20 protein-coding genes and 1 tRNA gene are annotated in these 24,326 nt (G+C 68.3%); 14 read left to right on the forward strand and 7 right to left on the reverse strand.

Annotated features, from left to right (window positions below):
* Positions 1-72: 72 nt before the first annotated feature.
* Both BZF57_RS11180 and BZF57_RS11185 read left to right on the forward strand, forming a co-directional pair.
* Positions 73-4,788 carry an NAD-glutamate dehydrogenase gene (locus BZF57_RS11180; RefSeq protein ID WP_086737776.1) on the forward strand — a complete coding sequence of 1,572 codons (4,716 nt, stop codon included), beginning with the start codon at positions 73-75 and terminating at the stop codon, positions 4,786-4,788.
* 83 nt (positions 4,789-4,871) lie between these two features.
* Positions 4,872-6,110, forward strand: coding sequence for an NAD(P)/FAD-dependent oxidoreductase (locus tag BZF57_RS11185; RefSeq protein WP_086737779.1), 1,239 nt, complete (start codon positions 4,872-4,874; stop codon positions 6,108-6,110).
* On the opposite strand, the gene queG is transcribed toward BZF57_RS11185, so the two are convergent.
* Entirely contained in the window at positions 6,094-7,155 is a 1,062-nt protein-coding gene (gene queG, locus BZF57_RS11190; RefSeq protein WP_086737781.1) for a tRNA epoxyqueuosine(34) reductase QueG, read from the reverse strand. The two genes, BZF57_RS11185 and queG, sit on opposite strands and share 17 nt — an antisense overlap.
* A gap of 70 nt (positions 7,156-7,225) precedes the next feature.
* Here queG and BZF57_RS11195 point away from each other — a divergent pair, with 70 nt between their 5' ends.
* The 4 genes from BZF57_RS11195 (at position 7,226) to msrB (ending at position 11,495) form a co-directional block, all read left to right on the forward strand.
* Complete coding sequence (locus tag BZF57_RS11195) at positions 7,226-8,212, forward strand: ABC transporter ATP-binding protein (protein ID WP_086738057.1); 987 nt, start codon at positions 7,226-7,228, stop codon at positions 8,210-8,212.
* A complete protein-coding gene (locus BZF57_RS11200) occupies positions 8,209-9,462 on the forward strand; it encodes an ABC transporter permease (protein ID WP_086737784.1) in 1,254 nt (417 codons plus the stop codon). The genes BZF57_RS11195 and BZF57_RS11200 overlap by 4 nt, the downstream gene beginning before the upstream one ends.
* A gap of 105 nt (positions 9,463-9,567) precedes the next feature.
* Positions 9,568-10,920 carry a cytochrome P450 gene (locus BZF57_RS11205; protein WP_143738467.1) on the forward strand — a complete coding sequence of 451 codons (1,353 nt, stop codon included), beginning with the start codon at positions 9,568-9,570 and terminating at the stop codon, positions 10,918-10,920.
* A gap of 74 nt (positions 10,921-10,994) precedes the next feature.
* A complete protein-coding gene (gene msrB / locus BZF57_RS11210) occupies positions 10,995-11,495 on the forward strand; it encodes a peptide-methionine (R)-S-oxide reductase MsrB (protein ID WP_086737786.1) in 501 nt (166 codons plus the stop codon).
* Here msrB and BZF57_RS11215 read toward each other — a convergent pair.
* Positions 11,492-12,154 (reverse strand): PilZ domain-containing protein, encoded by a 663-nt coding sequence (locus BZF57_RS11215; RefSeq protein ID WP_086737788.1) that lies wholly within the window; start codon positions 12,152-12,154, stop codon positions 11,492-11,494. The genes msrB and BZF57_RS11215 overlap by 4 nt on opposite strands.
* 184 nt (positions 12,155-12,338) lie before the next feature.
* Positions 12,339-12,420 (reverse strand) — tRNA-Leu (locus tag BZF57_RS11220).
* Positions 12,421-12,552: 132 nt separating this feature from the next.
* Between BZF57_RS11220 and BZF57_RS11225 the strand changes: the two genes are divergently transcribed.
* Positions 12,553-14,235, forward strand: a complete 1,683-nt coding sequence (locus BZF57_RS11225) for a cation:proton antiporter domain-containing protein (RefSeq protein ID WP_086737790.1) — start codon at positions 12,553-12,555, stop codon at positions 14,233-14,235.
* A 399-nt stretch (positions 14,236-14,634) separates the two neighbouring features.
* Here the strand turns inward: BZF57_RS11225 and BZF57_RS11230 are convergent, their stop codons facing one another.
* Positions 14,635-14,913: an integration host factor subunit beta gene (locus BZF57_RS11230; RefSeq protein ID WP_017664490.1), complete on the reverse strand. Its 279-nt coding sequence runs from the start codon at positions 14,911-14,913 to the stop codon at positions 14,635-14,637.
* A gap of 213 nt (positions 14,914-15,126) precedes the next feature.
* Positions 15,127-15,471, reverse strand: a complete 345-nt coding sequence (locus BZF57_RS11235) for a GntR family transcriptional regulator (RefSeq protein ID WP_086737792.1) — start codon at positions 15,469-15,471, stop codon at positions 15,127-15,129.
* Between the two features lie 329 nt (positions 15,472-15,800).
* Between BZF57_RS11235 and BZF57_RS11240 the strand changes: the two genes are divergently transcribed.
* The 4 genes from BZF57_RS11240 to BZF57_RS11255 all read left to right on the forward strand — a co-directional run bounded on the left by BZF57_RS11240 (position 15,801) and on the right by BZF57_RS11255 (position 20,747).
* Positions 15,801-17,408, forward strand: coding sequence for a peptide MFS transporter (locus BZF57_RS11240; RefSeq protein ID WP_086737794.1), 1,608 nt, complete (start codon positions 15,801-15,803; stop codon positions 17,406-17,408).
* A gap of 89 nt (positions 17,409-17,497) precedes the next feature.
* Positions 17,498-18,919 carry an amidohydrolase gene (locus tag BZF57_RS11245; RefSeq protein WP_086737797.1) on the forward strand — a complete coding sequence of 474 codons (1,422 nt, stop codon included), beginning with the start codon at positions 17,498-17,500 and terminating at the stop codon, positions 18,917-18,919.
* A complete protein-coding gene (locus BZF57_RS11250; RefSeq protein WP_086737799.1) occupies positions 18,916-20,238 on the forward strand; it encodes an amidohydrolase family protein in 1,323 nt (440 codons plus the stop codon). The genes BZF57_RS11245 and BZF57_RS11250 overlap by 4 nt, the downstream gene beginning before the upstream one ends.
* Positions 20,238-20,747, forward strand: a complete 510-nt coding sequence (locus BZF57_RS11255; protein ID WP_086737801.1) for an FKBP-type peptidyl-prolyl cis-trans isomerase — start codon at positions 20,238-20,240, stop codon at positions 20,745-20,747. Before BZF57_RS11250 ends, BZF57_RS11255 begins: the two co-directional genes overlap by 1 nt.
* A 9-nt stretch (positions 20,748-20,756) precedes the next feature.
* Here BZF57_RS11255 and BZF57_RS11260 read toward each other — a convergent pair whose 3' ends face one another.
* Positions 20,757-21,110, reverse strand: coding sequence for a winged helix-turn-helix transcriptional regulator (locus BZF57_RS11260; RefSeq protein WP_086738062.1), 354 nt, complete (start codon positions 21,108-21,110; stop codon positions 20,757-20,759).
* A gap of 75 nt (positions 21,111-21,185) precedes the next feature.
* Between BZF57_RS11260 and BZF57_RS11265 the strand changes: the two genes are divergently transcribed.
* Positions 21,186-21,647 carry a PaaI family thioesterase gene (locus BZF57_RS11265; protein ID WP_086737803.1) on the forward strand — a complete coding sequence of 154 codons (462 nt, stop codon included), beginning with the start codon at positions 21,186-21,188 and terminating at the stop codon, positions 21,645-21,647.
* Positions 21,648-21,691: 44 nt separating this feature from the next.
* Positions 21,692-22,369 (forward strand): NnrU family protein, encoded by a 678-nt coding sequence (locus tag BZF57_RS11270; RefSeq protein WP_086737805.1) that lies wholly within the window; start codon positions 21,692-21,694, stop codon positions 22,367-22,369.
* Here the strand turns inward: BZF57_RS11270 and BZF57_RS11275 are convergent, their stop codons facing one another.
* Positions 22,370-23,167 carry a crotonase/enoyl-CoA hydratase family protein gene (locus BZF57_RS11275; protein ID WP_086737807.1) on the reverse strand — a complete coding sequence of 266 codons (798 nt, stop codon included), beginning with the start codon at positions 23,165-23,167 and terminating at the stop codon, positions 22,370-22,372.
* A gap of 127 nt (positions 23,168-23,294) precedes the next feature.
* On the opposite strand from BZF57_RS11275, the gene BZF57_RS11280 reads away from it, so the two are divergent.
* The gene (locus BZF57_RS11280) at positions 23,295-24,326 is read left to right on the forward strand and encodes an MlaA family lipoprotein (protein WP_086737809.1); all 1,032 of its coding nucleotides are present in this window, start codon (positions 23,295-23,297) and stop codon (positions 24,324-24,326) included.

Consider the following 24,326-nt stretch of genomic DNA (forward strand, 5'->3'; position numbering starts at 1 on the left):
TAACAACAATCCGGAACAATAATGTTGCGCGCCATAGCGCAGTCCGGAACGCAGGATGAGCAGGAGCCGACTATGGGGTCCAAGACCGTCGCCGCCGACGCGCCGCGGGGCAATGCCCGCGCGCTGACCAAAGCCCTTCGCCTCCAGCTCGAAGCCTCACTGCTCCCCGGAGAGGCCCCGGCCGACAAGGCCGTGCTCGGGGAAGCGGCCGAATGGCTGATCGCCGCCGCCGCCACCCGCGCGCCGGGCGAGGCCATCGTCCAGCTCGAATCCGCCACCCGCGAAAAGCGTCACCTGCGCATCGCCATCGTCAATGACGACCAGCCCTTCCTCGTCGATTCGGTCGCGGCGACCATTGCGGCGCAGGGCCTCGGCATCGACCGTCTGCTGCACCCGGTGGTGCCGGTCGAGCGCGATGCTGGCGGCGCGATGACCGGCCTCGGCAAGGGCGGCGCGCACGAATCGCTGATCTATATCGAGACCCCGCGCGTCGATGCCCGCCAGCGGCGCGAGCTGCTCGAAGCGCTTCAGACCACGCTCGGCGATGTCCATGCTGCCGTGGCAGACTGGCCCGCGATGCAGGCCGCGATCCATGCCGATGCCGGCACGGTCGCCGCGATCGACGGCGAGGCGGGCGCATTGCTCGGCTGGCTCGGCGGCGGGATGCTGACCCAGCTCGGCCACCTGACCCGCCGCCGCGACGGCACCAGCGAAGCCCGGCTCGGCATCTGCCGCGCCTCGGCGCAGGACCTGCTCGCCGAGATTTCCTATGAACGCGCCTTCGAATGGTTCGACCGGCACGAGGCCGCGGGAACCCCGCGCGCGATGCTGGCGATCAAGTCCAACGTCCAGTCGCGCGTCCACCGCGCCAGCCCGCTCGACCTGTTCATCGTGCCGGTGCGCGAGGGTGGCCGGATCACCGCGCTCTCGATTCACGCGGGCCTTTGGACCAGCGCGGCGATGAATGCGCGGCCCGCCGAGGTGCCGGTGCTGCGCGCGATGGTGAGCGACCTGACTGCCCGCCTCCACTTCGACCCCGCCGGGCACAACGGCAAGGCGCTGGTGCATGCTTTCACCTCGCTGCCCAACGATCTCCTCACCGCCTTCGAGCCCGAGCGTGTGGCCCAGCTCGTCACCGCCAAGATGGCGCTGATCGACCGCCCGCGCCCGCGCGTCATCACCGTGCCCGCGACGCTCGAACGCCACGTCTTCGCCTTCGTGTGGCTGCCGCGCGACCACATGAGCACGGATGTGCGCCTCCAGATTCAGGCGATGCTGCTGGCGAACCCCGGCGCGGCGCTGCTCGACTGGAGCCTCGAGGTCGAAAGCTCGACCCTCGCGCTGCTGCGCTTCCTGATCGACGTGCGCGCTTGTGCGAGCCTGCCCGATGACGCCGCGATCGAGGCGCAGCTAGCCGACCTGCTGCGCGGCTGGAACGAGGCGGTCGCGACCCATCTCGCCGACACCGAGGAGGAAGGCCGCGCAGCGACGCTGGCGAGCCGCTATGCCGCCGCCTTCCCGACCGGCTACCGCCTCGCCTATGGCCCGCAGGAAGCCGCGCGCGACATCGCCAAGCTGCGCGCGCTGGTGATGAACGAGGGCGACGGTACGATCGCCAAGGCGCCCGAGCGCGCGGTGCGGCTCTATCGCCTGCCCGCCGACGGGCGCGATACGCTGCGGCTCAAGGTCTATCTCCACCGCGGCGCGCTGGCGCTGTCGGATGCGGTGCCCGCCTTCGAGAATTTCGGCTTCCGCGTGGTCGCCGAGGTGCCGACCTATCTGACCGATCCCACGCTCGGCTCGATCCACGACTTCATCCTCACCCTGCCCGCCGGGCGCGAGGCCGGCGCGCTTCTGGAACGCGCGGGGCTGATCGAGGATGCGCTCGCCGACGTGCTCAACGGCGCGGCGGAGGATGATCCTTTCAACCGCCTGATCCCTGCCGCGGGCCTGCTCCCGCGCGAGGCCAACTGGCTGCGCGCGATCTACCGCTATCTGCGCCAGACGGGGGTGAGCTACACGATCTACACCGTCGTCGACGCGCTCGCCGCCGCGCCGCAGGTGACCGCGGCGATGATCGCGCTGTTCGAGGCGCGTCACAATCCCGCTTTCGAAGGTGACCGCGACGAAGCCGTCGCCACCGCGCAGGGGGCCTTCACCCGCGGGCTCGCCAAGGTCACCGCGATCAACGACGACCGCCTGCTGCGGCTCTACCGCGCGGTGGTCGATGCGGTGCTGCGCACCAACGCCTTCGCCCCGGCGCAGGCCGAGGCGCTGGCCTTCAAGCTCGATTCGCACCGTGTGTCCGGCCTGCCCAAGCCGCTGCCGTGGCGCGAGATCTTCGTCTATTCGCGCCGGGTCGAGGGCATCCACCTGCGCTCGGGCGCGGTGGCGCGCGGGGGCCTGCGCTGGTCCGACCGTCGCGACGACTTCCGCACCGAAATCCTCGGGCTGATGAAGGCGCAGCGCGTCAAGAACGCGGTGATCGTGCCGTCGGGGGCCAAGGGCGGGTTCTATCCCAAGCAGCTTCCCTCGCCCGCAATCGACCGCGAGGGCTGGGCCGCCGAGGGCCGCGCCGCCTATGAGATCTTCATCCGCACGCTGCTTTCGGTCACCGACAATATCGTCGAGGGCCAGGTGGTGCACCCCGGCTGCGTCACCGTGCTCGACGGCGAGGACCCCTATTTCGTGGTCGCCGCCGACAAGGGCACCGCGACCTTCTCCGACATCGCCAACGGCATCGCGCAGAGCCGCGACTTCTGGCTCGACGACGCCTTCGCCAGCGGCGGCTCGAACGGGTACGACCACAAGGCGATGGGCATCACCGCGCGCGGCGCATGGCTCTCCGTCCAGCGCCACTTCCGCGAGATGGGCATCGACGTGCAGGGCGATCCCGTCACCGTCGTGGGCTGCGGCGACATGTCGGGCGACGTGTTCGGCAACGGGATGCTGCTCTCCAAGGCGCTCAAGCTGGTCGCCGCCTTCGATCACCGCCACATCTTCATCGACCCCACCCCCGATCCGGCCGCGAGCTGGAAGGAGCGCGCGCGGATGTTCGCCCTGCCGCGTTCGAGCTGGGACGATTACGACAAGAGCCTGATTTCCAAGGGCGGCGGGGTGTTCCCGCGCTCGGCCAAGTCGATCAAGCTGTCGAAGCAGGCACGCGCCGCGCTCGGCATCGATGTGAAGGAGATCGAGCCCGAGGCGCTGATCACCGCGATCCTGCGCGCACCTGTCGACCTGCTGTGGTTCGGCGGCATCGGCACCTATGTGAAGGCTCCGCAGGAAAACAACGTCGCGGTCGGCGATGCGGCCAATGACGGGCTGCGGGTCGACGCCACCGAAGTCCGCGCGCGGGTGATCGGCGAGGGTGCGAACCTCGGCGTCACGCAGGCCGGGCGCATCGCCTTCGCCATGAACGGCGGGCGCATCAACACCGACTTCATCGACAACTCGGCCGGGGTCGACTGCTCGGACAACGAGGTCAACATCAAGATCGCGCTGGCCGCCGCGACCAAGAGCGGCAAGCTCTCCGAGAAGAAGCGCAACGCCCTGCTTGCCAGCATGACCGACGAGGTCGTCGAACTGGTGCTCGAGGACAACCGCCTGCAGGCGCTCGCCCTGTCGATCGCCGAAAGCGGCGGGCCGGGCGCGACGGCGGCCTATGTGCGCCTGATCGAGCGGCTCGAGGAGATCGGCGATTTCGACCGCCGCACCGAGGGCGTCGCCGATGGCGAGACCCTGATCCGCCGCGCCGCCGACGGGCGCGGGCTGATGCGGCCCGAACTGGCGGTGCTGCTGTCCTCGGCCAAGCTCGCGATCCAGGCGGCGCTCGAAGCGAGCGCGCTGCCCGATGATCCGGTGCTCGAACCGCTGCTGATCGCGCGTTTCCCGGCACCGATGCGCAAGACCTTTGCCGAAGAGATCCGCACCCACCGTCTGCGGCGCGAGATGATCGCGACCAGCCTGTCGAACCGCATCGTCAACCGGCTCGGCATGGTCCATCCCTTTGAACTTGCCGAGGAAGAGGGCGTGGGCCTCGCCGAGGTTGCCGCCGCCTTCGTGGTAGCCGAGCGTCTGTTCGGCCTCGAACCGCTGTGGCGCGAGCTCGAAGCGGCCGCGATGCCCGAAACCGCGCGCCTCGCGCTGTTCGACCGACTCGCGGCGGCGGTCGGCAACCTCATGTCCGACGTGCTGCGCACGGCATCGGGCAAGGTCGCGGCCGGCCAGATGATCGGCGAGCTGGGCGAGGGGGTTACCGCGCTGGTCGCAGGCCGCGAGGAGCTGCTGACCGACGAGCCGCGTGCCCGCTCCAAGGCGCTGCGTGACAGCTTCGTCGCTCTCGGCGCGCCCGAGGGGCTGGCGGCCAAGGTCGCCAACCTGTTCGATTTCGACGGGGCGGTGGGCCTCGCGCAGGCCGCGCTCGCCGGCGGGATCGAGCCGCGCTTGCTGACCCATGCCTTCACCGACATCGGCACCGCGCTCGGCCTCGACTGGGCGCAGGGCACGGCGGCGCATATGAGCCCGTCTGACGTGTGGGAGCGCCTGCTGGTCTCGGGCCTCGCGCGCGATTTCCAGCAGATGCGGATCGAGTTCCTGCGGCGCCAGATCGCCTCCAAGGCAGGCAAGGCCGACCCGCGCGGCGCGGTGGCCGAGTGGGCGGCGCGCAATGCCTCGGGCGTGGCGCAGTTCCGCGCCATGATCGCTCGTGCCCAGGCCCGCCCGCCCGTCGGCGCGGCGATGCTGGCCCAGATCGCGAGTCAGGCGCGGAATCTGCTCGAGCGGTAGCACTCTCGCTTCAGCCAGCTTGACCCTCCGGCATTTTGCGCCACATCAAGGCCCGCATAACGCCGGAGGGGCACAGGCAGACAATGGCATCCACCAATCAGCACGCAGACGTCGTCATCGTCGGCACCGGCCACGGCGGCGCGCAGGCGGCGATCGCTCTGCGCCAGCACGGGCACGAAGGCTCGATCCTGATGATCGGGCGCGACGATGCGCCGCCCTACGAACGCCCGCCGCTCTCGAAGGAGTATCTCGCGGGAGATAAAGGCTTCGAGCGGATCATGATCCGCCCCGAGAAGTTCTGGGCCGAGAAGGAGATCGCCCTCCGTCTCGGCGCGGCGGTAACCGCGATCGACCCGCACGCCCACCGCCTGACGCTGTCGGACGGGGGGCAGGTCACCTATCGCAAGCTGATCTGGTCGGGCGGCGGCGATCCGCGCCGCCTGCCGGTGCCCGGCGCGGTGTTGCCGGGCGTGTTCTACGTCCGCGACAAATCCGATGCCGACGCGATGATGCGCGCGCTCGAAGCAGGCGCGAAGCGCGCGGTGGTGATCGGCGGCGGCTATATCGGTCTGGAAGCGGCGGCCGTACTGAGGAAGCTCGGCTGCGAGGTCGTGCTGGTCGAGATGCTCGATCGCCTGCTCGCGCGGGTGGCGGGCGAGGAATTGTCGACCTTCTACGCCGAGGAGCACCGCCGGCAGGGCGTCGACGTGCGGCTTTCGACCGGCGTCCATTCGGTGCTGGGAGAGGGCAAGGTCACCGGCGTCCGGCTCGACACCGGCGAGGAGGTGCCCTGCGACATGGTGGTGGTGGGCATCGGGATCGTCCCCGCGGTCGCGCCGCTGATCGCGGCAGGGGCGGCAGGCTCCAACGGGGTCGATGTCGACTTCTGCTGTCGCACCACGCTCGACGATGTCTACGCGATCGGCGACTGCGCGGCCCACGCCAACGCCTTTGCCGACAACGCCGTGATCCGCCTGGAATCGGTCCAGAACGCGCATGACATGGCGAACACGGTCGCGAAGGCGATCATGGGCGAGAAGGAGCCCTATCACGCGCTGCCGTGGTTCTGGTCGAACCAGTATGACCTGAAGCTCCAGACGGCGGGGCTGAGCCTCGGCTTCGACCAGACGGTGCTGCGCGGCGATCCGGCAAGCCGCAAGTTCACCGTCGTCTATCTCAAGGGCGGGGTGCCGATCGCCTTCGACTGCGTGGGGACGATGAAGGACTACGTGCAGGCGCGCAAGCTGCTCGAGAACGGCTGCGGCCGGATCGACCCGGCGCAACTCGCCGACCCCGAGGTGGCGCTCAAGGACTTGCTGTAAGCCGCGCGAGCGCCCACTGCGCCGCATCGGCGATCACCGGGTCGGGGTCGCCGGTTAACGCCGCAACCCGCGGGATCAGGCGCGCGTTACCGCTGTTGCCGGCCGCATAGAGGCAGTTCCGCACGAAGCGGTCGCGACCGATGCGCTTGATCGGGGAGCCCGAGAACAGCGCGCGGAAGCCCGCATCGTTCAGAGCAAGCAGCTCCTCCAGCCGCGGGGCGACCAGTTCGGCGCGGGGGAGGAACTCGGCGATGGCCTGCGCGGCGCTGGCGAACTTGTTCCACGGGCACACCGCGAGGCAATCGTCGCAGCCGTAGATGCGGTTGCCCAGCAGGGGGCGCAGATCTTCGGGAACTTCGCCCTTGTGCTCTATGGTCAAGTAGGAAATGCAGCGCCGCGCATCGAGCCGGTAAGGCGCGGGGAAGGCGTCGGTCGGGCAGGCTTCCATACAGGCGCGGCAGCTCCCGCACTGGTCGCGGTGAGGTTCCGCCGCCGCCAGATCGAGCGTCGTGTAGATCGCGCCGAGGAACAGCCAGCTGCCGTGGGTCGGGCTGACGAGGTTGGTGTGCTTGCCCTGCCACCCGATCCCCGCCGCCTCGCCCAAGGGCTTTTCCATCACCGGCGCGGTGTCGACAAAGACCTTTACGCCCGCCTCCGGCACCTCGGCCACCAGCCAGCGGGCGAGCGCCTTGAGGCGCTTCTTCACCACGTCGTGATAGTCCTTGCCTTGCGCATAGACCGAGATCCGCGCGTGGGCATCCGAGCCCTCCAGCGCCAGCGGATCATGCGCGGGGGCATAGCTCATGCCGAGCGCGATGACGCTCTTCGCCTCGGGCCACAGACCCTGGGGCGAGCGGCGGTGATCGAGCCGCGTCTCCATCCACGCCATCGACCCGTGATGCCCCTCGCCGAGCCACTGCTCGAGACGCTCCGCCCGCAGCGGATTCTCGCCCGCGCCGGTAAACCCGCAGACGGCAAAGCCCAGCGCCCGCGCCTCGGCGGCGATCCGCGCTTCGAGGCCAGTTGTCACCGGGGCATTTACCATATCTGGAGAGGCTCCCGTTTAATCCTGCCCGCTAACCGCGTATGCCATGGATATGGCGGTAAGCGATCAGATGCGGGCGGGCAATCAGGGGGAAGGCTTCAGCGCCATTCCTTCCGATGCGCGGCCCCTGGCAATCGAGGCGCGCGGGCTGGTCAAGAGCTTCGACGGCACGCGCGCGGTGGACGGGGTGGACATTTCGGTCCCCGAGGGCGCGATCTACGGGATCCTCGGGCCCAACGGCGCAGGGAAAACCACGACGCTCAGGATGCTGCTCGGCATCATCGATCCGGACGAGGGCGTGCGCCGCGTGTTCGGGCATGACCGGCCGCACGATATCGGCCGGCTGATCGGATACCTGCCCGAAGAGCGCGGCCTTTACCCCGCGATGAAATGCATCGAGGCGATCGCCTTCATGGGCGCGCTGCGGGGCCTGCCGCTCAAGGAAGGCCGCGCCCGCGCGGTCGAGCTGCTCGAACGCCACGGCCTCACCCATGCCGCCGACCGCCAGATCCGCCAGCTTTCCAAGGGCATGGCGCAGACCGTCCAGCTGCTCGGCACGCTGGTCCACAAGCCGCGGCTGGTGGTGCTCGACGAGCCCTTCTCGGGGCTAGACGCGATCAACCAGGGCAAGCTCGAACAGATGATCCGCGCGCTCGCCGATGACGGCGTCACCGTGATCTTCTCGACCCACGTGATCCACCATGCCGAGCGGCTTTGCGAAGGCGTCGCGATCATCGCCGGGGGCAAGGTGCCCTATGCCGGCAGTGTCGAAGCCGCGCGTGACCGCATCCCGGCGCAGGTGCGCCTCGAAACCCGCGCGCGCGAGGGCGGGTGGCTGTCGTTCCTGCCGCCCGAGACCCGCCGCAACGGCGACTTCTTCCACTTCCCGCTGCCCGAAAGCGGGATCGAACCGCTGCTCAAGGGCCTGATCGAAGGCGAGGCGGGCATCCTCTCGCTCTCGATCGAGCGCGCAGGCCTGCACGATGCCTTCGTCGCTATCGCGGGCGAGGCGGCCGCGCGCCAGCTGCAGGCCGACAACGAGGGAGACCGGGCATGAGCGAGTTCCTGCGTCCGCGCCTCTCGGCGATGGAGGCCGCCTGGGTGATCGCCCGGCGCGATTTCGTGGCGGTGCTGTTCAGCCGTGCCTTCCTGTTTTTCCTGCTCGGGCCGCTCTTCCCCGTGATCGTCGGCGGGCTCGCCGGCAGCATCGGCGGCGAGGTGCAGCGCGATGCGGTGAGCGTCGAGGTGGGTCTCGCCATGAGCCCTGCCGACAACGCCGCGATGACCGCCGCCGCCGGCCGCCTGACGGACCAGCTCGGCCCGGCGCTGCCGCTGCTGCGTCCCGTTCCCGAGGCCGAAGGCGATAGCGCCTTCGACGCGCGCGAATTCATGGAAGCGCGCCGCGGCAACTACGCCGCGATCGTCACCGGCACGCTCGCTGCGCCGAAGCTGGTCGGCACCGAGGGCCAGATCGCGCGCTGGCAGGGCCCGGTCGGCCTTGTCGCGGGCCACGCGATGGAGGCCGAGCCGACCGCCTTCCCGGGCGTTGCCACCGAAGCCGTCGCCACCTCGGCCGCATCGGAGCGTTCGACCCGCGTCCAGACCGCGCAGATCGCGCAGATGCTGCTGTTCCTGCTGACGATGCTGCTGGCGGGCATGGTGCTCTCCAACCTCGTCGAGGAGAAGGCCAACAAGATCATCGAGATCCTCGCCGCGGCGATCCCGATGGACGCGGTGTTCATGGGCAAGCTGTTTGCGATGCTCGCCGTCTCCTTCGTCGGTATCGCGGTGTGGGGTCTTGCCGCCTTCGGGCTGTGGAGCCTCGGCGGGGACGCGATCACGCAGGTGACCGGGTTCGATCCCGCGCGCCTGCCTGCCCCTGCGGTGGGCTGGCCGCTGTTCGTGGCGCTGGGCATCATCTACTTCGCGATGGCCTATCTGCTGCTCGGCGCGCTGTTCCTCACCATCGGTTCGATGGCGACCTCGGTGCGCGAGGTGCAGACCCTGTCGATGCCCGTCACCATGCTCCAGCTGATGGTGTTCTTCCTTGCTGCCTACACCATCAAGCAGCCCGGATCGGCGCTGGAGATGGCTGCAATCGCCTTCCCGCTGTCCTCGCCCTTCGCGATGCTGGCGCGTGCGGCGATGGAGCCGGAGCTGTGGACCCATGCGCTCGCCATCGCATGGCAGGCGGGGGCCGTGCTGCTGCTGGTCAAGGGCGGCTCGCTGCTGTTCCGCAAGCGGGTGATGAAGTCGGGCGGGGCCGGGCGCGAAAAGGTGAAGAAGGGCCTTCGCGCGAACGCGTAATCAGTCTCGATTCGCAACCCGCTATTGACATGGCTGTCAGTTGAGGCAGATTGCGACTCGGATCGGAGCGGCCGGATGATGATGTCGCCCGACGGGAGAGACATCATGGCCACGATCGCCCCCACCCAGCCCGCAATCCAGCGCCCGCAGGTGCGGCGCGAGCCTTCCTCCTACGAAGCGCTCCAGGCCCACTTCGCGGAGCACCCCGAAGCGCGGCTCCAGCACACCCATCCGTGGGACGTCAGCCGCTCGGACATCTATTTCGAGGACAAGTGGCAGCCGATCTTTGCCGAGATGCGCAAGGCCGGCCAGCTGCACTGGATCCCGGAAAGCCCCTTCGGCCCCTATTGGGCGGTGGTCGGCCACAAGGCGATCCAGCACATCGAGGCCCTGCCGGAAATCTTCTCGTCGAGCTGGGAACACGGCGGGATCACCATCCTCAACCGCCTCTCCGACGAGGAGCTGGCCGATGCCAATATCGAGCGGCGCGAGCTGCCGATGTTCATCGCGATGGATCGCCCGCAGCACACCGGCCAGCGCCGCACCGTCGCCCCCAAGTTCACGCCGTCTGCCGTCACCGACATGGAGGCGGAGATCCGCCAGCGTACCGGCGAGCTTCTGGACTCGCTGCCGCGCGGAAAGGTGTTCGACTGGGTCGATACGGTCTCGATCGAGCTCACCACCGGCATGCTCGCGATCCTTTTCGGCTTCCCCTGGGAAGACCGCCGCTTGCTGACCTTCTGGTCGGACTGGTCGGGTGATACCGAACTGGGCGCGGTGCGCGAGCTTGACGAGCTGCGCTGGGGCATCCTCCAGGAGATGGCGGCCTATTTCCAGTCGCTGTGGATCGAGCGCACGATGGACAAGGAGCCGGGCAACGATCTGATCTCGATGATGATCCACTCGCCCGCGATGAACCAGATGCGGCCCGAGGAATTCATGGGCAATCTGGTGCTGCTGATCGTCGGCGGCAACGATACCACCCGCAACACCATGAGCGGGATCATCCACGCGCTCGACAAGTTCCCCGACCAGCGCAAGCTCTATGAGGAAAACCCCGAGCTGATCCCCAATGCGGTGCAGGAAATCCTGCGCATGCAGGTGCCGCTCGCGCACATGCGCCGCACCTGCACCGAGGATACCGAGGTGTTCGGCCAGACCATCAAGGCGGGCGACAAGGTGGTGCTGTGGTACATCAGCGCCAATCGCGATGACGAGGTGTTCGAGAACCCCGACAAGCTCGACATCACCCGCGAGAACGCGCGGCGCCATCTCTCCTTCGGCTACGGCATCCACCGCTGCGTCGGCGCGCGGCTGGCGGAATTGCAGCTGCGGGTGCTGCTCGAGGAAATGCACAAGCGCCGGATGCGGGTGCATGTCGCGGGCGATGTCGAGCGGGTGCGCGCGAACTTCGTCCACGGCTTCCGCAAGCTCGAGGTCGAAGTCACGACTTTCTGAAGGGGGTGAAACCTGCGGGGCGTTTTCGACGTAAAAGGGGAGCGGGCAGCGTGCCCGCACCCACGGAGAACCCCATGCGCCTGCCCTTCCTCAACCGCCGCCGCCTGCTCGCCGCGAGTGCAGCGATAGGCGGAATGCTGCCCTTCGTGAGCGCCTGCGGCGCCTCGCCCGCCGAGGCGAAGTCCTATCCCAAAGGCCGCCCCGACGCCGAGTGGAAGAAGCTGCTCACCCGCGACCAGTATTACGTGCTGCGCGAGGCCGGGACCGAGCGCGCCTTCACTTCGCCGCTCAACAAGGAGCACCGCAAGGGCACCTTCGTGTGCGCCGCGTGCAGCAACCAGCTCTATTCCTCGGCCACCAAGTTCGACAGCGGCACCGGCTGGCCGAGCTTCTGGCAGGCGATCGACAAGGGCGCGGTCGGCACGTCGACCGACTACCTGATCGGCTATCCCCGCACCGAGGTCCACTGCGCCGATTGCGGCGGCCATCTCGGGCATATCTTCGGGGACGGCCCCCAGCCCACCGGCAAGCGCCACTGCATCAACGGCGTCGCGCTGAAGTTCGTGCCCGCCTAGGCGCCCGCGGGCGGAACGGCCTCTTCTAGCAGCGCCGGGGCCTGGAGCAGCGCCGCCAGCCGCGCGAAATCGCCGAGGGTGAAGGTGTCGTCGAACACCACGCCATAGTGCTGGTCGCGCCGCCAGCGCACCTTCGCCCGCACCTCGCGCGGCTTGCCCCCCAGATCGGGCATGGCGATCCGCACCGTCTGGTCGATCGCCAGCATCCGGTCGCAGGTGAGGCGTGCGCCCTGCTGCGAGAGGTTCTCGACCACCGCCTCGAAGCTGCCGCTGAGGGTGTTCACGGCGACCGGGAAGCACAGCCCCAGCCGCAGCCCGCGCTTGGGATACTCGCTCGATTCGTTGACGAGCCTCTCGACCTCGACCGCCTGGCCGAAGGTGAAGCCCGCCTCGTTGCCGCGCTGCCAGATCTTGACGATCTCGTAGATGGCCCCCGCCGGCATGTGCAGCGCGAAATCCTCGCAGCCGGGCAGGGCGTGGAAGGTGCGCACGCTCACGCCGGTTTCGGACACATCACGGATAACGCAGACGAATTCGCCCTGCGCCGACACCAGCTTGGCCGCCCTGATAAGCAGGGTGAAACGGGGTGCGGCGCGCTGGTCCGCGCCGGGCGGTTCGGGCGTCGGCTCGAGACGAGCCGGATTCGAGGCAACATCCATGGTCTGTGTCCCAACCCGACAGCCCCTGGTCCTGGCACTGGCGAGACGCATGGAGACGGTCCTGCCCCACGCTTCACCTCGGGCGTAACCCGCAAGGCGTTAAGGGGTGGATAACAAAGGGGCCCGCTGGGCCTAAGTTAATTGACGAAGGTCGCACCTTTCGCGGGGCGGGGCGCAGGTGATGTACGGGCGGCGGGACTCGAACCCGCACGAGCAAAGCTCAGGGGATTTTAAGTCCCCGGCGTCTACCATTCCGCCACGCCCGCATGGTGCGGCCCTTGCCACAAATCGCTGCCACAAGGCCAGAGCCAGCGCGTGCGCGTGCCGGGGCGCTTGCCAGACCCCCTGCAAAGCCCCATCTGCCCAAGGTTGGCAATTCAAGCGGGGCACTCCGGTCGATGGCGGGCGAAGCATCAGACGCGCATTCGGTGGTCGCGACCATCCAGCCGGCGATCACGCTGCTCGGCCTCGGCATCGGCGCGGCCCTCGCCAGCCGCGCGCTGCGGCTGAACCCGATCGTCGGCTATCTCGGGCTCGGGCTGGGGCTTGCGAGCCTCGGCATGGCCAAGGACTTCAGCGGGCCGCTGGTCGCCGCGATGGCCGAAGCGGGGGTGATGTTCCTGCTGTTCAACCTCGGCCTGCACTTCTCGCTCGGGCGGATCAGGGCCGAGGCGGGCAACATCTTCGGCTTCGGCAGCTTGCAGATGATCGTCGCGGGCGGAGGCTTTGCCGCGCTGTTCTGGGCGCTGGGCCTGCCGCCGGCCTTCGCGGTGATCGCGGGCTTCGGCATGGGCCTGTCCTCCACCGCGGTCGTCATCGGCCTGATCCGCGAGCGCGGGCAGGAGGACTGCCCCGTGGGCCGCGCGGCGCAATCGATCCTGATCTTCCAGGACATCGCCGCGATCCTCCTCCTCGTCACTGCCGGCGCGCTGGCGAGCGGGGGTGCGCTCGCCCCCGCGCTCGGCCTTGCCGGCGCCAAGGCGCTTGCCGCCTTCGGCATCGCGGTGCTGTTCGCGCGGTTCCTGACCGAGCCGCTGTTCGGCCTTATCGCCCGCGCCGGCACGACCGAGGTCTATACCGGCACCGCCCTGTTCATCGCACTCGCCGCCGGGTGGGCGACGGGGATGGCGGGCCTCTCGCTGACGCTGGGCGCCTTCCTCGGCGGAATGGCGGTGGCGGATTCGCGCTACCGCATCCTTGTTCAGACCGAGATCGACGCCTTCCGCGGGCTGTTCATGAGCTTCTTCTTCATCTCGGTCGGCCTCAGCATCGACCCGGCCGGACTGGTGGCGGACTGGCAGCTGGTGGTCGCGCTGACCGCGGGGGTGATTGCGCTCAAATGCGCCTTCAACGTCGTCGCCGCGATGCTCAACCGCTGGTCGGTGCCGGGATCGATCCAGCTCGGCTTCCTGCTCGGGCAGGGGAGCGAGTTCACGCTGGTGCTGCTGGCGCTGCCCGCGGTGGCCGGGCTGGCCGACAGCCGGCTGGTCTCGGCGATGGTCACCGCCATCGCGATCAGCCTCGCGGTGACGCCTTTTGTATCCAATTTGGGCCGCAAGCTCGCCGGACGCCTGCGCCAGGGCCCGCCCGATGCCAAGATGGCGGGCGACGATGCACCCGTGGCGATCATCGGCATGACCCCCGCCGGCCGCGCGCTCGCCGATGCGCTGGCCTTCAACGATATCGACTATCTCGCGCTCGAGTCCGATCACGACCGCTTCCAGATGGCGCTCGCCGATGGCTACCACGTCCACCGCGCCAACCCCGCCGATCCGCGCAGCTGGGAAGCGATCGGGATCGAGCGGCGGCAGGTTCTGGTGATCGCGACCGGCGTGACCGACGTCTCGCGCGAGGTCACCCCGCTGGTGCAGGAGCGGATGCCGGGCCTCACCCGCATCATCACCGTGCCCGGGTCCGAGGAGATCGACGACATGGCGGCGCTGGGCATGGTGCCGGTCGACATGAGCCTCAGCGGCGGAACGGAGCGCCTGACCGATCTGGTCTTCGCGGCGTTGGGTGTCGAGCGCGCGCTGCCGGTGCCAAGCCTCGCCCACGATGAGCCCATGCCGCGCGCGGCGTAATTTGTTTTTCGCTCGCCCCTCCGGGCGAGCGTCCTCGGTGCGTTTCGATCCCTGCGGGATCGAGCACCTGCGGGCGGCCGTTCGGCCTTGCGGCCCGTCCGTTGGCGGGCCGGACCAGCGCGAGGCTCACGGTACAGCTCTGATTTCGGTCGCGCTAGCGACCGCGAGCGCACGCGCGCGAGCCGCAGGCGCCCCGCAGCGTAGCGGAGGGAACAGCGCCGAGGACGCACCGGCGGAGGCCGGTGCGGAACGCAAGAACGCGCGCCCGTAGCGACGCGCCCGAAGGGCGTGTGAGCGCGGACGTCGCGCGCCGGAGGGCGCGCGGAACGCAAAGGCGCCGTGAGAGCGGGGTTGATGGGATGCGCCGAACACCCGTAACCGGCGCAACCCGCCCTCTCTCTACTTGTTCAGACGCTCGCGGATTTCCTTGCCGGCCTTGAAATAGGGCACGCGCTTTTCGGGCACGTCCACCGTTTCGCCGGTACGCGGGTTGCGACCGCTCCGCGCCTCGCGCTCGCGGGTCGAAAACGCGCCGAAGCCGCGCAATTCGACCCGGCCACCCTCGGCCAGCCGCTGGGCAATCTCGTCGAAGAAGATGTCGACCACCTGCTCGATCTCGTCGGCCCGGAGGTCTGGGTTATCCTTGTGCAGTTCCTGCAACAGCTCGGATCTGATCATACCGATCTCCCGACGCACACGCCCGACCCGAAAGCCGCCATGCTACGCCGTTTTGCGGGTTACCCCGTCGTTTATATTACTCGCCTCCGACCCGTGAGGCGGCCCCTTTAATCGCAGGGACGGTGCAGATGCAATCCCGTCACCGGCAATTGCATACAAAGTGTCACAAAGCGGGAAATTGCGCAACCTGCACTAATATAAGTCGTATCCCTGTCAGGACACGAGGGCGAGGTCCGCCGGATCGAGGCCGAGCCGCGCCATGCGGCTGCGGATTTCGGGCCATTCCTCGCGCAGGAAGGCTTCGCGTTCGGCCGCGCGCAGGCGTTCGGCGGCGCCGCGCACGACATACATGCCCACGCCGCGCTGCACCTCGACGAGCCCGTCGTTCTGGAACTGCTGATAGGCCTTGGCGACGGTGAGCGGGTTCGCCCCCTGCTCGGCGGCGAGCGCGCGCACCGAGGGGAGCATTGCGCCCTCCGGATAGACCCCGTCGATGATCGCCGCCGCGATCTGGTCGCGCAGCTTGAGATAGACGGGACGGTTGGGGTGCGCGGTCATAGGTGCGTCAGTGCCATAATACAGCCATGCGGTCAATTTTATTTGCGTGCCCGCCTCCGCGGGCACGTCCTCGGCGAGTCTCCGTCACTTCGCGCCGGATCGCCTGCGGCTCGCGCGCGTGCGCTCGCGGCCCGTCCGGTGGCGGGCCGGTGTCCTGCGTGACAAGCCTCTTGGTGTTTGGTCACGCCCGGGGCGGGGACCCGGGTGAGGCATTCCATTGCCCGTTCACGCAACAAAAGCTTCACATGCGCGCCAGAGGCTCTAGGGTGCGCCCCCATTGCGGCGGAGTGGTGAGGCCCGCCTTTAACCATTCGATGGGGATCGAATAGATGAAAGACATTTCGCTGTGGGCGGAGGCCGACTGGATTGCGGCCATCGCCGTGGTGGTGCTGATCGTGTTTCTGGCGATCGGCAGCAAGATCGCGGTCCAGAAGGACCCTGAATTCGCGGGCCACCCCAAGGGCCTCTACATGCTCTTCTTCGCCGAGATGTGGGAGCGTTTCTCCTACTACGGCATGCGCGCCATTCTGGTGTTCTACCTCGCCCAGCACTGGGATTTCACCGAGGGCAAATCGAACCTCATCCTCGGGGCCTATGCCTCGCTGGTCTACATCACTCCCGTGCTCGGCGGATGGCTGGCGGACCGCTATCTCGGCCAGCGCAAGGCAGTGCTGTTCGGCGGCCTGCTGCTCGCGATCGGCCATTCGCTGATGGCGGTCGAGGGCACCGGCGGGCAGAACGATCCGACGATCAACGTGTTCTGGGCCGCGCTCGCCTTCATCATCGTCGGCTCGGGCTTCCTCAAGGCGAACATCTCGGTGATGGTCGGCCAGCTCTACGGTCTGACCGACACCCGCCGCGACGGGGCCTATACGATCTTTTACATGGGCATCAACGTGGGCGCGGCGATCGGGACGATCCTCGTCGCCTATCTCGGCCAGACGGTCGGCTGGGGCTTCGGCTTCGGTCTGGCCGGCATCGGGATGCTCGCGGGCCTGATCGTCTTCGTGCTCGGCAAGGCGACGCTGAACGGCGCGGGCGAAGCACCCCGCCCGATCGGCAAGGGGCTGGAATTCGGCCTCTACGGCATCGGGATCGCCTCGGTCGCGGTGATCTGGGGCCTGATCCAGTACCAGGACGTGATCCAGACCCTGCTGATCATCTCGGGCCTGGCGCTGCTCGGCTACGTACTGTTCGAGAGCTTCAAGCTGCCCAAGGAACCGCGCGAGCGCATGTTCGCGATCCTTTTCCTGATCAGCCTCAACCCGCTGTTCTGGGGCCTGTTCGAACAGGCGGGCGGTTCGATGAACCAGTTCACCGACAAGTTCGTCGACCGCAGCGGCGTGCCGGCGGGCATCTTCCAGTCGATCAACCCGATCTACATCATCCTGCTCGCCCCGCTGTTCGCCGGGCTGTGGCAGTGGCTCGGCGCGCGGGGCAAGGAGCCCTCGGCACCGGCCAAGTTTGGTCTGGCGCTGGCGCAGATGGGCCTGGCCAACCTCGTGCTGGTGTGGGGCGCGGAGGCCTATGGCATTGCCGCGATGACCCCGGTCTTCCTCGTCTTCGCCTATTACTTCTTCGCCACCACCGCCGAGCTGTGCCTCTCGCCGGTCGGCCTGTCGGCGATGAACCGGCTGGCGCCAAAGCACCTCGCCTCGCTCATCATGGGCGCGTGGTTCTACATGACCGCGGTCGGCAACTTCGTGGCCGGCAAGATCGGCGAGGCGACCGGCGGCCATGACGGGGTGATGAGCAAGCAGGGTCTGCTCGACATCTACGAGCTGTTCGGCTGGATCTCGATCGGTGCAGCGGTGGTCGTGCTGGTGGTCAGCCCGGTGGTGAAGAAGTGGATGCACCTCGACACGCTCGGCAACGACACGCCCGAAACCGAAGGCGCGGACGAGGCCTACCCCGTCACCGCCCGTCCCGCCGAGTAAGCCCCGGCGGACACATTATTCGTCCAAGACGATTTACAAGCCTCGCGTTTTCCGTTCCAACACGCGGATCGGAATAACGCGAGGTTTGAATGTTTGCAGATAAACGCGCGCGCGGGCGATTTGCCGTAGCTGCCACCCTCGCCAGCGCATTGGCGCTGTCGGCCTGCACCACCACCGGCGACTCGGAGAAACCGGCGAGCGCTTCGTCGAAGTCCGACAAGGAATTTGCCGCCACCCCGGCGGGCGAGCCGGTCTTCGCTTCGACCTACAAGCCCTTCCCCAACGTCGCGACCGCGATCAAGGGCGCGACCATCTATGACGGGCGCGGCGGCAAGATCGAGAACGGCGTCGTCTTCATGTCCGGCGGCAAGATCGTCTCGGTCGGCGGCCCCGACACGCCAATCCCGGCCGACATCGCGGTGTTCGACGGGACGGGCAAGTTCGTCACCCCCGGCATCATCGACATCCACTCGCACCTCGGCGACTATCCCTCGCCCGGTGTCGAGGCCCATTCGGATGGCAACGAGGCAACCAGCCCGACGACGCCCGAGGTGTGGGCCGAACACTCGGTCTGGCCGCAGGACCCGGGCTTCAGCCGCGCGCTCGCCAATGGCGGGATCACCGCGCTCCAGATCCTCCCCGGTTCGGCCAACCTGATGGGCGGACGCTCGGTCACGCTGAAGAACGTGCCCTCGCGCACGGTGCAGGGCATGAAGTTCCCCGGCGCGCCCTATTCGATGAAGATGGCCTGCGGGGAGAACCCCAAGCGCGTCTACGGCAACCGCGGGCGGATGCCCTCGACCCGGATGGGCAACTTCGCGGTCAACCGCGAGACCTGGCTCGAGGCGATCGACTACGCCAACAACCCCGACGCGAAGCGCGATCTCGCCAAGGAGACGCTGGTCGGCGTGCTCAAGGGCGAGATCCTGATCCAGAACCACTGCTACCGCGCCGACGAAATGGCGCTGGTGCTCGATATGGCCAAGGAGATGGGCTACAAGGTCAGCGCTTTCCACCACGCGGTCGAGGCCTACAAGATCGGCGATCTCCTGCGCGAGAACGACGTGTGCAGCGCGATCTGGGCCGACTGGTACGGCTTCAAGATGGAAAGCTACGACGGGATCCTCGAGAATGCGGCCTTCCTCCAGAAGGAAGGCGCCTGTGTGGTGATCCACTCGGACGACCAGAACGATATCCAGCGCCTCAATCAGGAAGCCGCCAAGGCGCAGGCCGCTGGCGCGCGGGTGGGGATCGACATTCCCGATGCGACAGTGATCGGCTGGCTCACCTACAACCCCGCCAAGGCAATGGGCATCGCCGACAAGACCGGCAGCCTCGAGACCGGCAAGATGGCCGATGTGGTGCTGTGGAACGGCGACCCGCTGAGCGTCTATTCGCGGCCCGAGAAGGTGTGGATCGACGGCGCGCTGATGTTCGATGCGATGAACCCCAAGACAAGGCCCGTCAGCGACTTCGAGCTCGGCCAGCCCGGTGAAGGAGATGTGAAATGAAGCGGCTCCTCACGCTTGCGGCCAGCGCTCTGGCCCTGACCGCCGCCGCGCCCGCGCTGGCGCAGGATATGGTCGTCACCAACGCCAAGCTCGTCATCGGGGACGGCAGCGAGCCGATCGAGGGCGGGGTGGTGATCGTCGACGATGGCAAGGTGGTCTTCGCTGGCAAGCCGACCGCGGGCCAGACCTTCACGACCGGCACGGTGGTCGATGCGGGCGGGGCCTATGTCACCCCCGGCATCTTTGCCACGCTGACGACGCTCGGCCTCGCCGATGTTTCGGCGGTGGACGAGACCAACGATATCACCGCCAGCAAGACGCCCTTCAGCGCGGCGCTCGATGCCTCGACCGCGATCAACCCGACCTCGCAGCACATCCTCGTCCACAAGGCCGCCGGGATCACCCGCGCGGCGACGACGATGCTGCCCTCGGGCTCGATCTTTGCAGGGCAGGGAGCGATCATCGATCTCGATGGCAGTCCCAATCCGGTGATGCAGGCACGCGCCTTCCAGATGATCAATCTGGGCGAGAACGGCTCGGCGCAGGCAGGCGGCAGCCGTGCCGCCGCGCACGCCCTGCTGCGCGCGGCGCTGCGCGAGGCGCAGGCGCTCAGCACCGGCAAGGGCGGCATTCCCCAGACCACCGCTATCGACAAGGCCGACGAGGTGCTCCTCAGCCGCTTCGATGCCGAGGCGCTGGTGCCGGTGGTGACGGGCAAGCAGAAGCTCTACGTCGATGTCGAGCGGATGGCCGATATCCGCGCCGTGCTGGCGCTCAAGAGCGAGTTTCCCAAGCTCGATCTGGTGCTGGTCGGCGCGACCGAGGGCTGGCTGGTGGCGAATGAAATCGCCGCGGCGGGCGTGCCGGTAATCGCCAACGGGTTGATCGATCTGCCCGAGACCTTCGAGCAATTGGGTGCGACCCAGTCGAATGTCGGGCGGCTCTCCAAGGCGGGGGTGAAGGTCGCGATCAACGCGCTCACCATGCAGGACCCGCGCCGCTTGCAGCAGGTGGCGGGCAACCTCGTCGCGCTGACGAAGATGCCCGGCGCGACCGGGTTGAGCTGGGGGCAGGCCTTCGCCGCGATCAGCTCGGTGCCCGCCGACATCGTCGGGATGGGCGGCAAGGCGGGTGTCCTCAAGCCCGGCGCGCTCGGCGATGTGGTGATCTGGACCGAAGACCCGCTCGAGGTCGGTGCGGTGCCGGCCAAGGTGTTCATCGGCGGGGTCGAACAGGACCTCACCAACCACCAGACGCGCCTGCGCGATCGCTACAAGGACCTTGACGAGAGCAACCGTCCCGAGGCTTACGACTGGTAATGACACCGAAGCCCGTCACCCCCCTCGCGGCCCTCGCCGCAGCCCTGCTGCTCACCCTGCAACCCGCGCAGGCGCAGAGCGGCGAAGCTCTGTCCCCTGTCGGCAACGCGCAGAACCCCGCGTGGCACGCGCAGCAGCAGCTCTACCTGCTCAACCTGAAGGCCGAGGACGGGTGGTACACCGCCGCAGGCGGCGTGCGCTGGCGCTGGGTGAAGTATCTCGCCTCCGAGAAGAAGCCCACGGTCGACGACCGTGTCACCGTGCATTACGAGGGCAAGCTGCTCGACGGGACGGTGTTCGACAGCTCCTACGCGCGCGGGGAGCCCGCCACCTTTCCGCTCGGGCGGCTGGTGAAGGGCTGGCAGATCGCCATTCCGAACATGGGCGTGGGCGAGATCATCGAAATCGCGATCCCCGCCGACCTCGCCTATGGTCCCCTCGGACGCGGGCCGATCCCGCCCAACGCGACGCTGGTCTTCAAGGTGGAACTGCTCGGCATCGGCGGCTAGCCGCCCGCCTTACCCGGGGTTCGGCGGCCAGGCGGGTGTCGTCTCGCCCTCGCCATAGAGATGCGCCGCGCTCCACCCCGCCATTTCGGCATAGAGCGGCGCGAGCGCATGGGCCTTCTCGGTCAGCAGATAGCGCGCGCGCTTGCCCTCGGGTGGGTCGCGGCGGATCAGCCCTGCCTCCTGCATGATCGCGAGCCGCGAGGTCAGCGCGGCGCGGTTGATGCCGAGCCGCTCGACGAATTCCTCGAAGCGCTCGGCCCCCAGAAAGGCATCGCGCAGGATCAGCAGCACCCAGCGATCGCCGAGCACGCGGGCGGCGCGGGCAATGGGGCAGGGCGCGCGCGAGGGGCGGTAGCTCTTCATCGTCTGATTATCAGACTTGCGCCCCTCGATGGCAAGCGGCATAAAGTCTGTAAAACAGACCTAAGGAGCCCTCCCATGCCCTTCACCCGTTTCGACAGCCCCGAAGCCTCGATCGCCTACATGAAGCAGGTCGCGGTCGCGCGTTCGGGCTTCTCGAGCTGGCTCGATGTCGAGCCGGTGAAGGTGTGGCAGGGAGAAAGCGAACTGACCCTGACCCTGCGCCCCGAAATGACCCAGCATCACGGCTTCGCCCACGGCGCCATCGTCGGGCTGATGGCCGACAATGCCTGCGCCTGGGCGGGCGCCTCAATGGTCGGCGACGTGGTGACGGGCGGCTACACCATCGACTTCCTGCGTCCCGCCAAGGGCGAGCGGCTGCGCGCGCGCGGCACCGTCATCAAGGCGGGCAAGCGGCAGGCGGTGGTGCGCGCCGATGTCTGGGCCGAGAGCGAGGGCGAGGCCCCGATCCACGTCGCCGCCGCGCAGGCGACGATCGTGCCGACCGGCCTCCCCAGCGCACCGGTGGAAGGCCTGTGAGCCGCGGCTAGGCGGCCATGCCAACCCATGTTAGCTCTGCGCGCATGGATGGGGATCTGATCACGCTCGCCGCGGCCAATGCCGCCTTTGTCGGTTCGCACTTTGCCATGTCGCACCCCTTGCGGGCGCCGATGGTGGGGGCGCTCGGCGAGAAGGGCTTCAGCCTCGCCTACACCGCCGTCAGCTTCGCGGCGCTCGCGTGGGTCTATTTCGCATTCACCGCGGCCCCGCCCGCCGACCTACCCGGATCGGGCGAGGCCGGTTGGCTCATCGCCACCGCGCTGACATGGTTGGCGATGGTGCTGCTGGCGGGCTCGTTCATGGGCAACCCGGCGCTCCCCACCCCGCTCGCGGAACAGCAGGCGCGCGCCGAGCCCCGGGGCGTGTTCCGCGTTACCCGCCACCCGATGATGTGGGCCATCGGGCTGTGGGCGATCTCGCACATGGTGCTGTTCTGGAGCACCCGCACGATGATCACCGCCTTCGCGATGGGCACGCTCGCGCTGGTCGGATCGCGCTTGCAGGATGGCAAGAAGGCCAAGCTGATGGGCGAGGCGTGGGGCGAGTGGGAGAGCCGCACGTCATACTGGCCGCGCCTCGGGCGGATCTTCAGCGTCGGCGCAGTGCCGCTGGTGGCGGGGACGGTGCTGTGGCTCGCGGGTCAATGGATCCACCTGTGGCGCGCAGGCATCCCTGCGGGCCTGTGGCGGTGGATCGGCTGACTATTCGCCCTTGAACACCGCCGCGCGCTTTTCGATCAGCGCCGCGACGCCCTCCGCATGGTCGGCGGTGGTGTGCATCATAGCCTGGGTGTTGGCCGCAAGTTCCAGAGCGGTGTCGTAGGAGGTCTGCTGGCCCTGCCGCAGCAGGTTCTTGGTGTGGCGCAGCGAATGCGGGGGGAGCAGCGCGATCCGGCCCGCCAGCGCGCGGGCCTCGTCCATCAGGGCCTCGGGCGCGACCACGCGGCTGACGAGGCCCCAGTCCTTCGCCGTCGCGGCGTCGATCACGTCGCCGGTGTAGAACAACTCGGCCGCGCGGCTCATGCCGATCACGCGCGGCAGGATCCAGGTGCCGCCATCGCCGGGGATGATCCCGAGCTTGAGGAAGGTCACCCCGAACTTGGCGCTCTCGCTGGCGATGCGGATGTCGGCAAGGCAGGCGACATCGCAGCCGAGGCCGATCGCCGGGCCATTGACCGCCGCGATCACGGGGACGCGCAGGCCATAGAGCGCGCGCAGCATCTGGTGGATGTTGTCGCGATAGCCGTCCGAAATCGCCGGGGTCGCGCCGCCGAAGGTGCCGGTCCGGTCGCGCATCGCCTTCACGTCGCCGCCCGCGCTGAAGGCCCGTCCGGCACCGGTCAGGATCACCACACGGCATTCCATGTCTCGGTTTATCGCATTGGCGACACGGACAAACTCGTCCCCGTCGCCCGGCGCGCCGAGCGGGTTCATGCTCTCCGCGCGGTCAAGCGTGAGGATGGTGACGGGGCCTTCGCGGGTGATCTGGATCAGGGACATGAAAAAACTACCTTCGCGCCATTTTCGACGGACAATTCAGTTTGCGTATAGGGCGAGGGGGTAAAGGGCAAGAATCGCGGAAGACCGGGGGGTGCTTTCGTGAGACAGGCGCCTTGAAAGGAATCCGATGCCCGGTTTTGTGCTGCTGACCACCTCCTCCCCGCTGCTGGGCGCTGCCCTTGCGGTGGCCGCGCCCGCGCCCCTCGTGGCCGCCGAGGCGGAGCGGGGTCCGCGCATCGTGCCGGTCGTCCCGATCGTGTGGAGCCTTGCCGCGGCGCAGGAGGCCCAGCCTGTCGAGGCCGGCCCCCCCGCTCCGCAAGGCGAGGCCCCCCCGCCCGAGGGCGAGATCGTGGTCGAAGGCCAGGTCGGCCCCCCCAAGAACGACCCTGCCGAAGCGGTCAACGAGGAAAGCTACCGCGCCGTGCAGGCGGTTGACGCGGCGGTGATCGAGCCGGTCGCCAACGCCTATCGCGACGGCCTGCCCGAGCCGATCCGCGACGGGCTCGGCAATGTCGTGCGCAATCTCGGCGAGCCGAGCGTGGCGCTCAACTTCCTGTTGCAGGGCAAGGTCGGCAAGGCCTTCGAGACGCTCGGGCGGATGGCGATCAACACCACCATCGGCGTGGGCGGGCTGTTCGACGTCGCGGAAAAGCGGGTCGGCCTGCCCTATCGCCGCAACGGCTTTGCCGACACGATGGGCTATTACGGCGTCGGCCCGGGGCCCTACCTCTACCTGCCGGTGAGCGGGGCGACCACGGTGCGCGATCTGGCCGGGCGCACGCTCGACCAGCTGCTGCTGCCGATCGCGGTGGGCGAGCCCTTCAACAAGCCCGCCTATGCGGCGACCTATTTCGTGGTCAACGGCCTCGACCAGCGGCTCGAGTTCGACGAGGAACTGGGCGCGATCGCGGCCTCCGAAGACCCCTACCGCCTGCGCCGCGAGACCTACCTCGCCCAGCGCCGCGCGGAGATCGCCGCGCTCAAGGGCGAGCCTGTGTCGGAACGCGACCGCATGCTGCTGGAGGAGCTGGAGGAGCGCAAGGCCGAAACCCGCGCCGCGCTTGCAGCGGATCCGGCTCCGACCGCAGAGGGGGATGCGGCAACGCCGGTCGAGCCCCCAGCCAACCCGGAAGCCCTGCTGATCACCCACCCGCGCTGA

This window comes from Erythrobacter colymbi (assembly GCF_002155685.1).
GTDB lineage: Bacteria > Pseudomonadota > Alphaproteobacteria > Sphingomonadales > Sphingomonadaceae > Erythrobacter > Erythrobacter colymbi.

What these genes read in the sequence shown, in the direction of transcription:
- BZF57_RS11180 (WP_086737776.1), top strand. Translation starts at nt 73, where the DNA reads ATGGGGTCCAAGACCGTCGCCGCCGACGCGCCGCGGGGCAATGCCCGC.
- BZF57_RS11185 (WP_086737779.1), top strand. Translation starts at nt 4,872, where the DNA reads ATGGCATCCACCAATCAGCACGCAGACGTCGTCATCGTCGGCACCGGC.
- queG (WP_086737781.1), bottom strand. Translation starts at nt 7,155, where the DNA reads ATGGTAAATGCCCCGGTGACAACTGGCCTCGAAGCGCGGATCGCCGCC.
- BZF57_RS11195 (WP_086738057.1), top strand. Translation starts at nt 7,226, where the DNA reads ATGCGGGCGGGCAATCAGGGGGAAGGCTTCAGCGCCATTCCTTCCGAT.
- BZF57_RS11200 (WP_086737784.1), top strand. Translation starts at nt 8,209, where the DNA reads ATGAGCGAGTTCCTGCGTCCGCGCCTCTCGGCGATGGAGGCCGCCTGG.
- BZF57_RS11205 (WP_143738467.1), top strand. Translation starts at nt 9,568, where the DNA reads ATGGCCACGATCGCCCCCACCCAGCCCGCAATCCAGCGCCCGCAGGTG.
- msrB (WP_086737786.1), top strand. Translation starts at nt 10,995, where the DNA reads ATGCGCCTGCCCTTCCTCAACCGCCGCCGCCTGCTCGCCGCGAGTGCA.
- BZF57_RS11215 (WP_086737788.1), bottom strand. Translation starts at nt 12,154, where the DNA reads ATGGATGTTGCCTCGAATCCGGCTCGTCTCGAGCCGACGCCCGAACCG.
- BZF57_RS11225 (WP_086737790.1), top strand. Translation starts at nt 12,553, where the DNA reads ATGGCGGGCGAAGCATCAGACGCGCATTCGGTGGTCGCGACCATCCAG.
- BZF57_RS11230 (WP_017664490.1), bottom strand. Translation starts at nt 14,913, where the DNA reads ATGATCAGATCCGAGCTGTTGCAGGAACTGCACAAGGATAACCCAGAC.
- BZF57_RS11235 (WP_086737792.1), bottom strand. Translation starts at nt 15,471, where the DNA reads ATGACCGCGCACCCCAACCGTCCCGTCTATCTCAAGCTGCGCGACCAG.
- BZF57_RS11240 (WP_086737794.1), top strand. Translation starts at nt 15,801, where the DNA reads ATGAAAGACATTTCGCTGTGGGCGGAGGCCGACTGGATTGCGGCCATC.
- BZF57_RS11245 (WP_086737797.1), top strand. Translation starts at nt 17,498, where the DNA reads ATGTTTGCAGATAAACGCGCGCGCGGGCGATTTGCCGTAGCTGCCACC.
- BZF57_RS11250 (WP_086737799.1), top strand. Translation starts at nt 18,916, where the DNA reads ATGAAGCGGCTCCTCACGCTTGCGGCCAGCGCTCTGGCCCTGACCGCC.
- BZF57_RS11255 (WP_086737801.1), top strand. Translation starts at nt 20,238, where the DNA reads ATGACACCGAAGCCCGTCACCCCCCTCGCGGCCCTCGCCGCAGCCCTG.
- BZF57_RS11260 (WP_086738062.1), bottom strand. Translation starts at nt 21,110, where the DNA reads ATGAAGAGCTACCGCCCCTCGCGCGCGCCCTGCCCCATTGCCCGCGCC.
- BZF57_RS11265 (WP_086737803.1), top strand. Translation starts at nt 21,186, where the DNA reads ATGCCCTTCACCCGTTTCGACAGCCCCGAAGCCTCGATCGCCTACATG.
- BZF57_RS11270 (WP_086737805.1), top strand. Translation starts at nt 21,692, where the DNA reads ATGGATGGGGATCTGATCACGCTCGCCGCGGCCAATGCCGCCTTTGTC.
- BZF57_RS11275 (WP_086737807.1), bottom strand. Translation starts at nt 23,167, where the DNA reads ATGTCCCTGATCCAGATCACCCGCGAAGGCCCCGTCACCATCCTCACG.
- BZF57_RS11280 (WP_086737809.1), top strand. Translation starts at nt 23,295, where the DNA reads ATGCCCGGTTTTGTGCTGCTGACCACCTCCTCCCCGCTGCTGGGCGCT.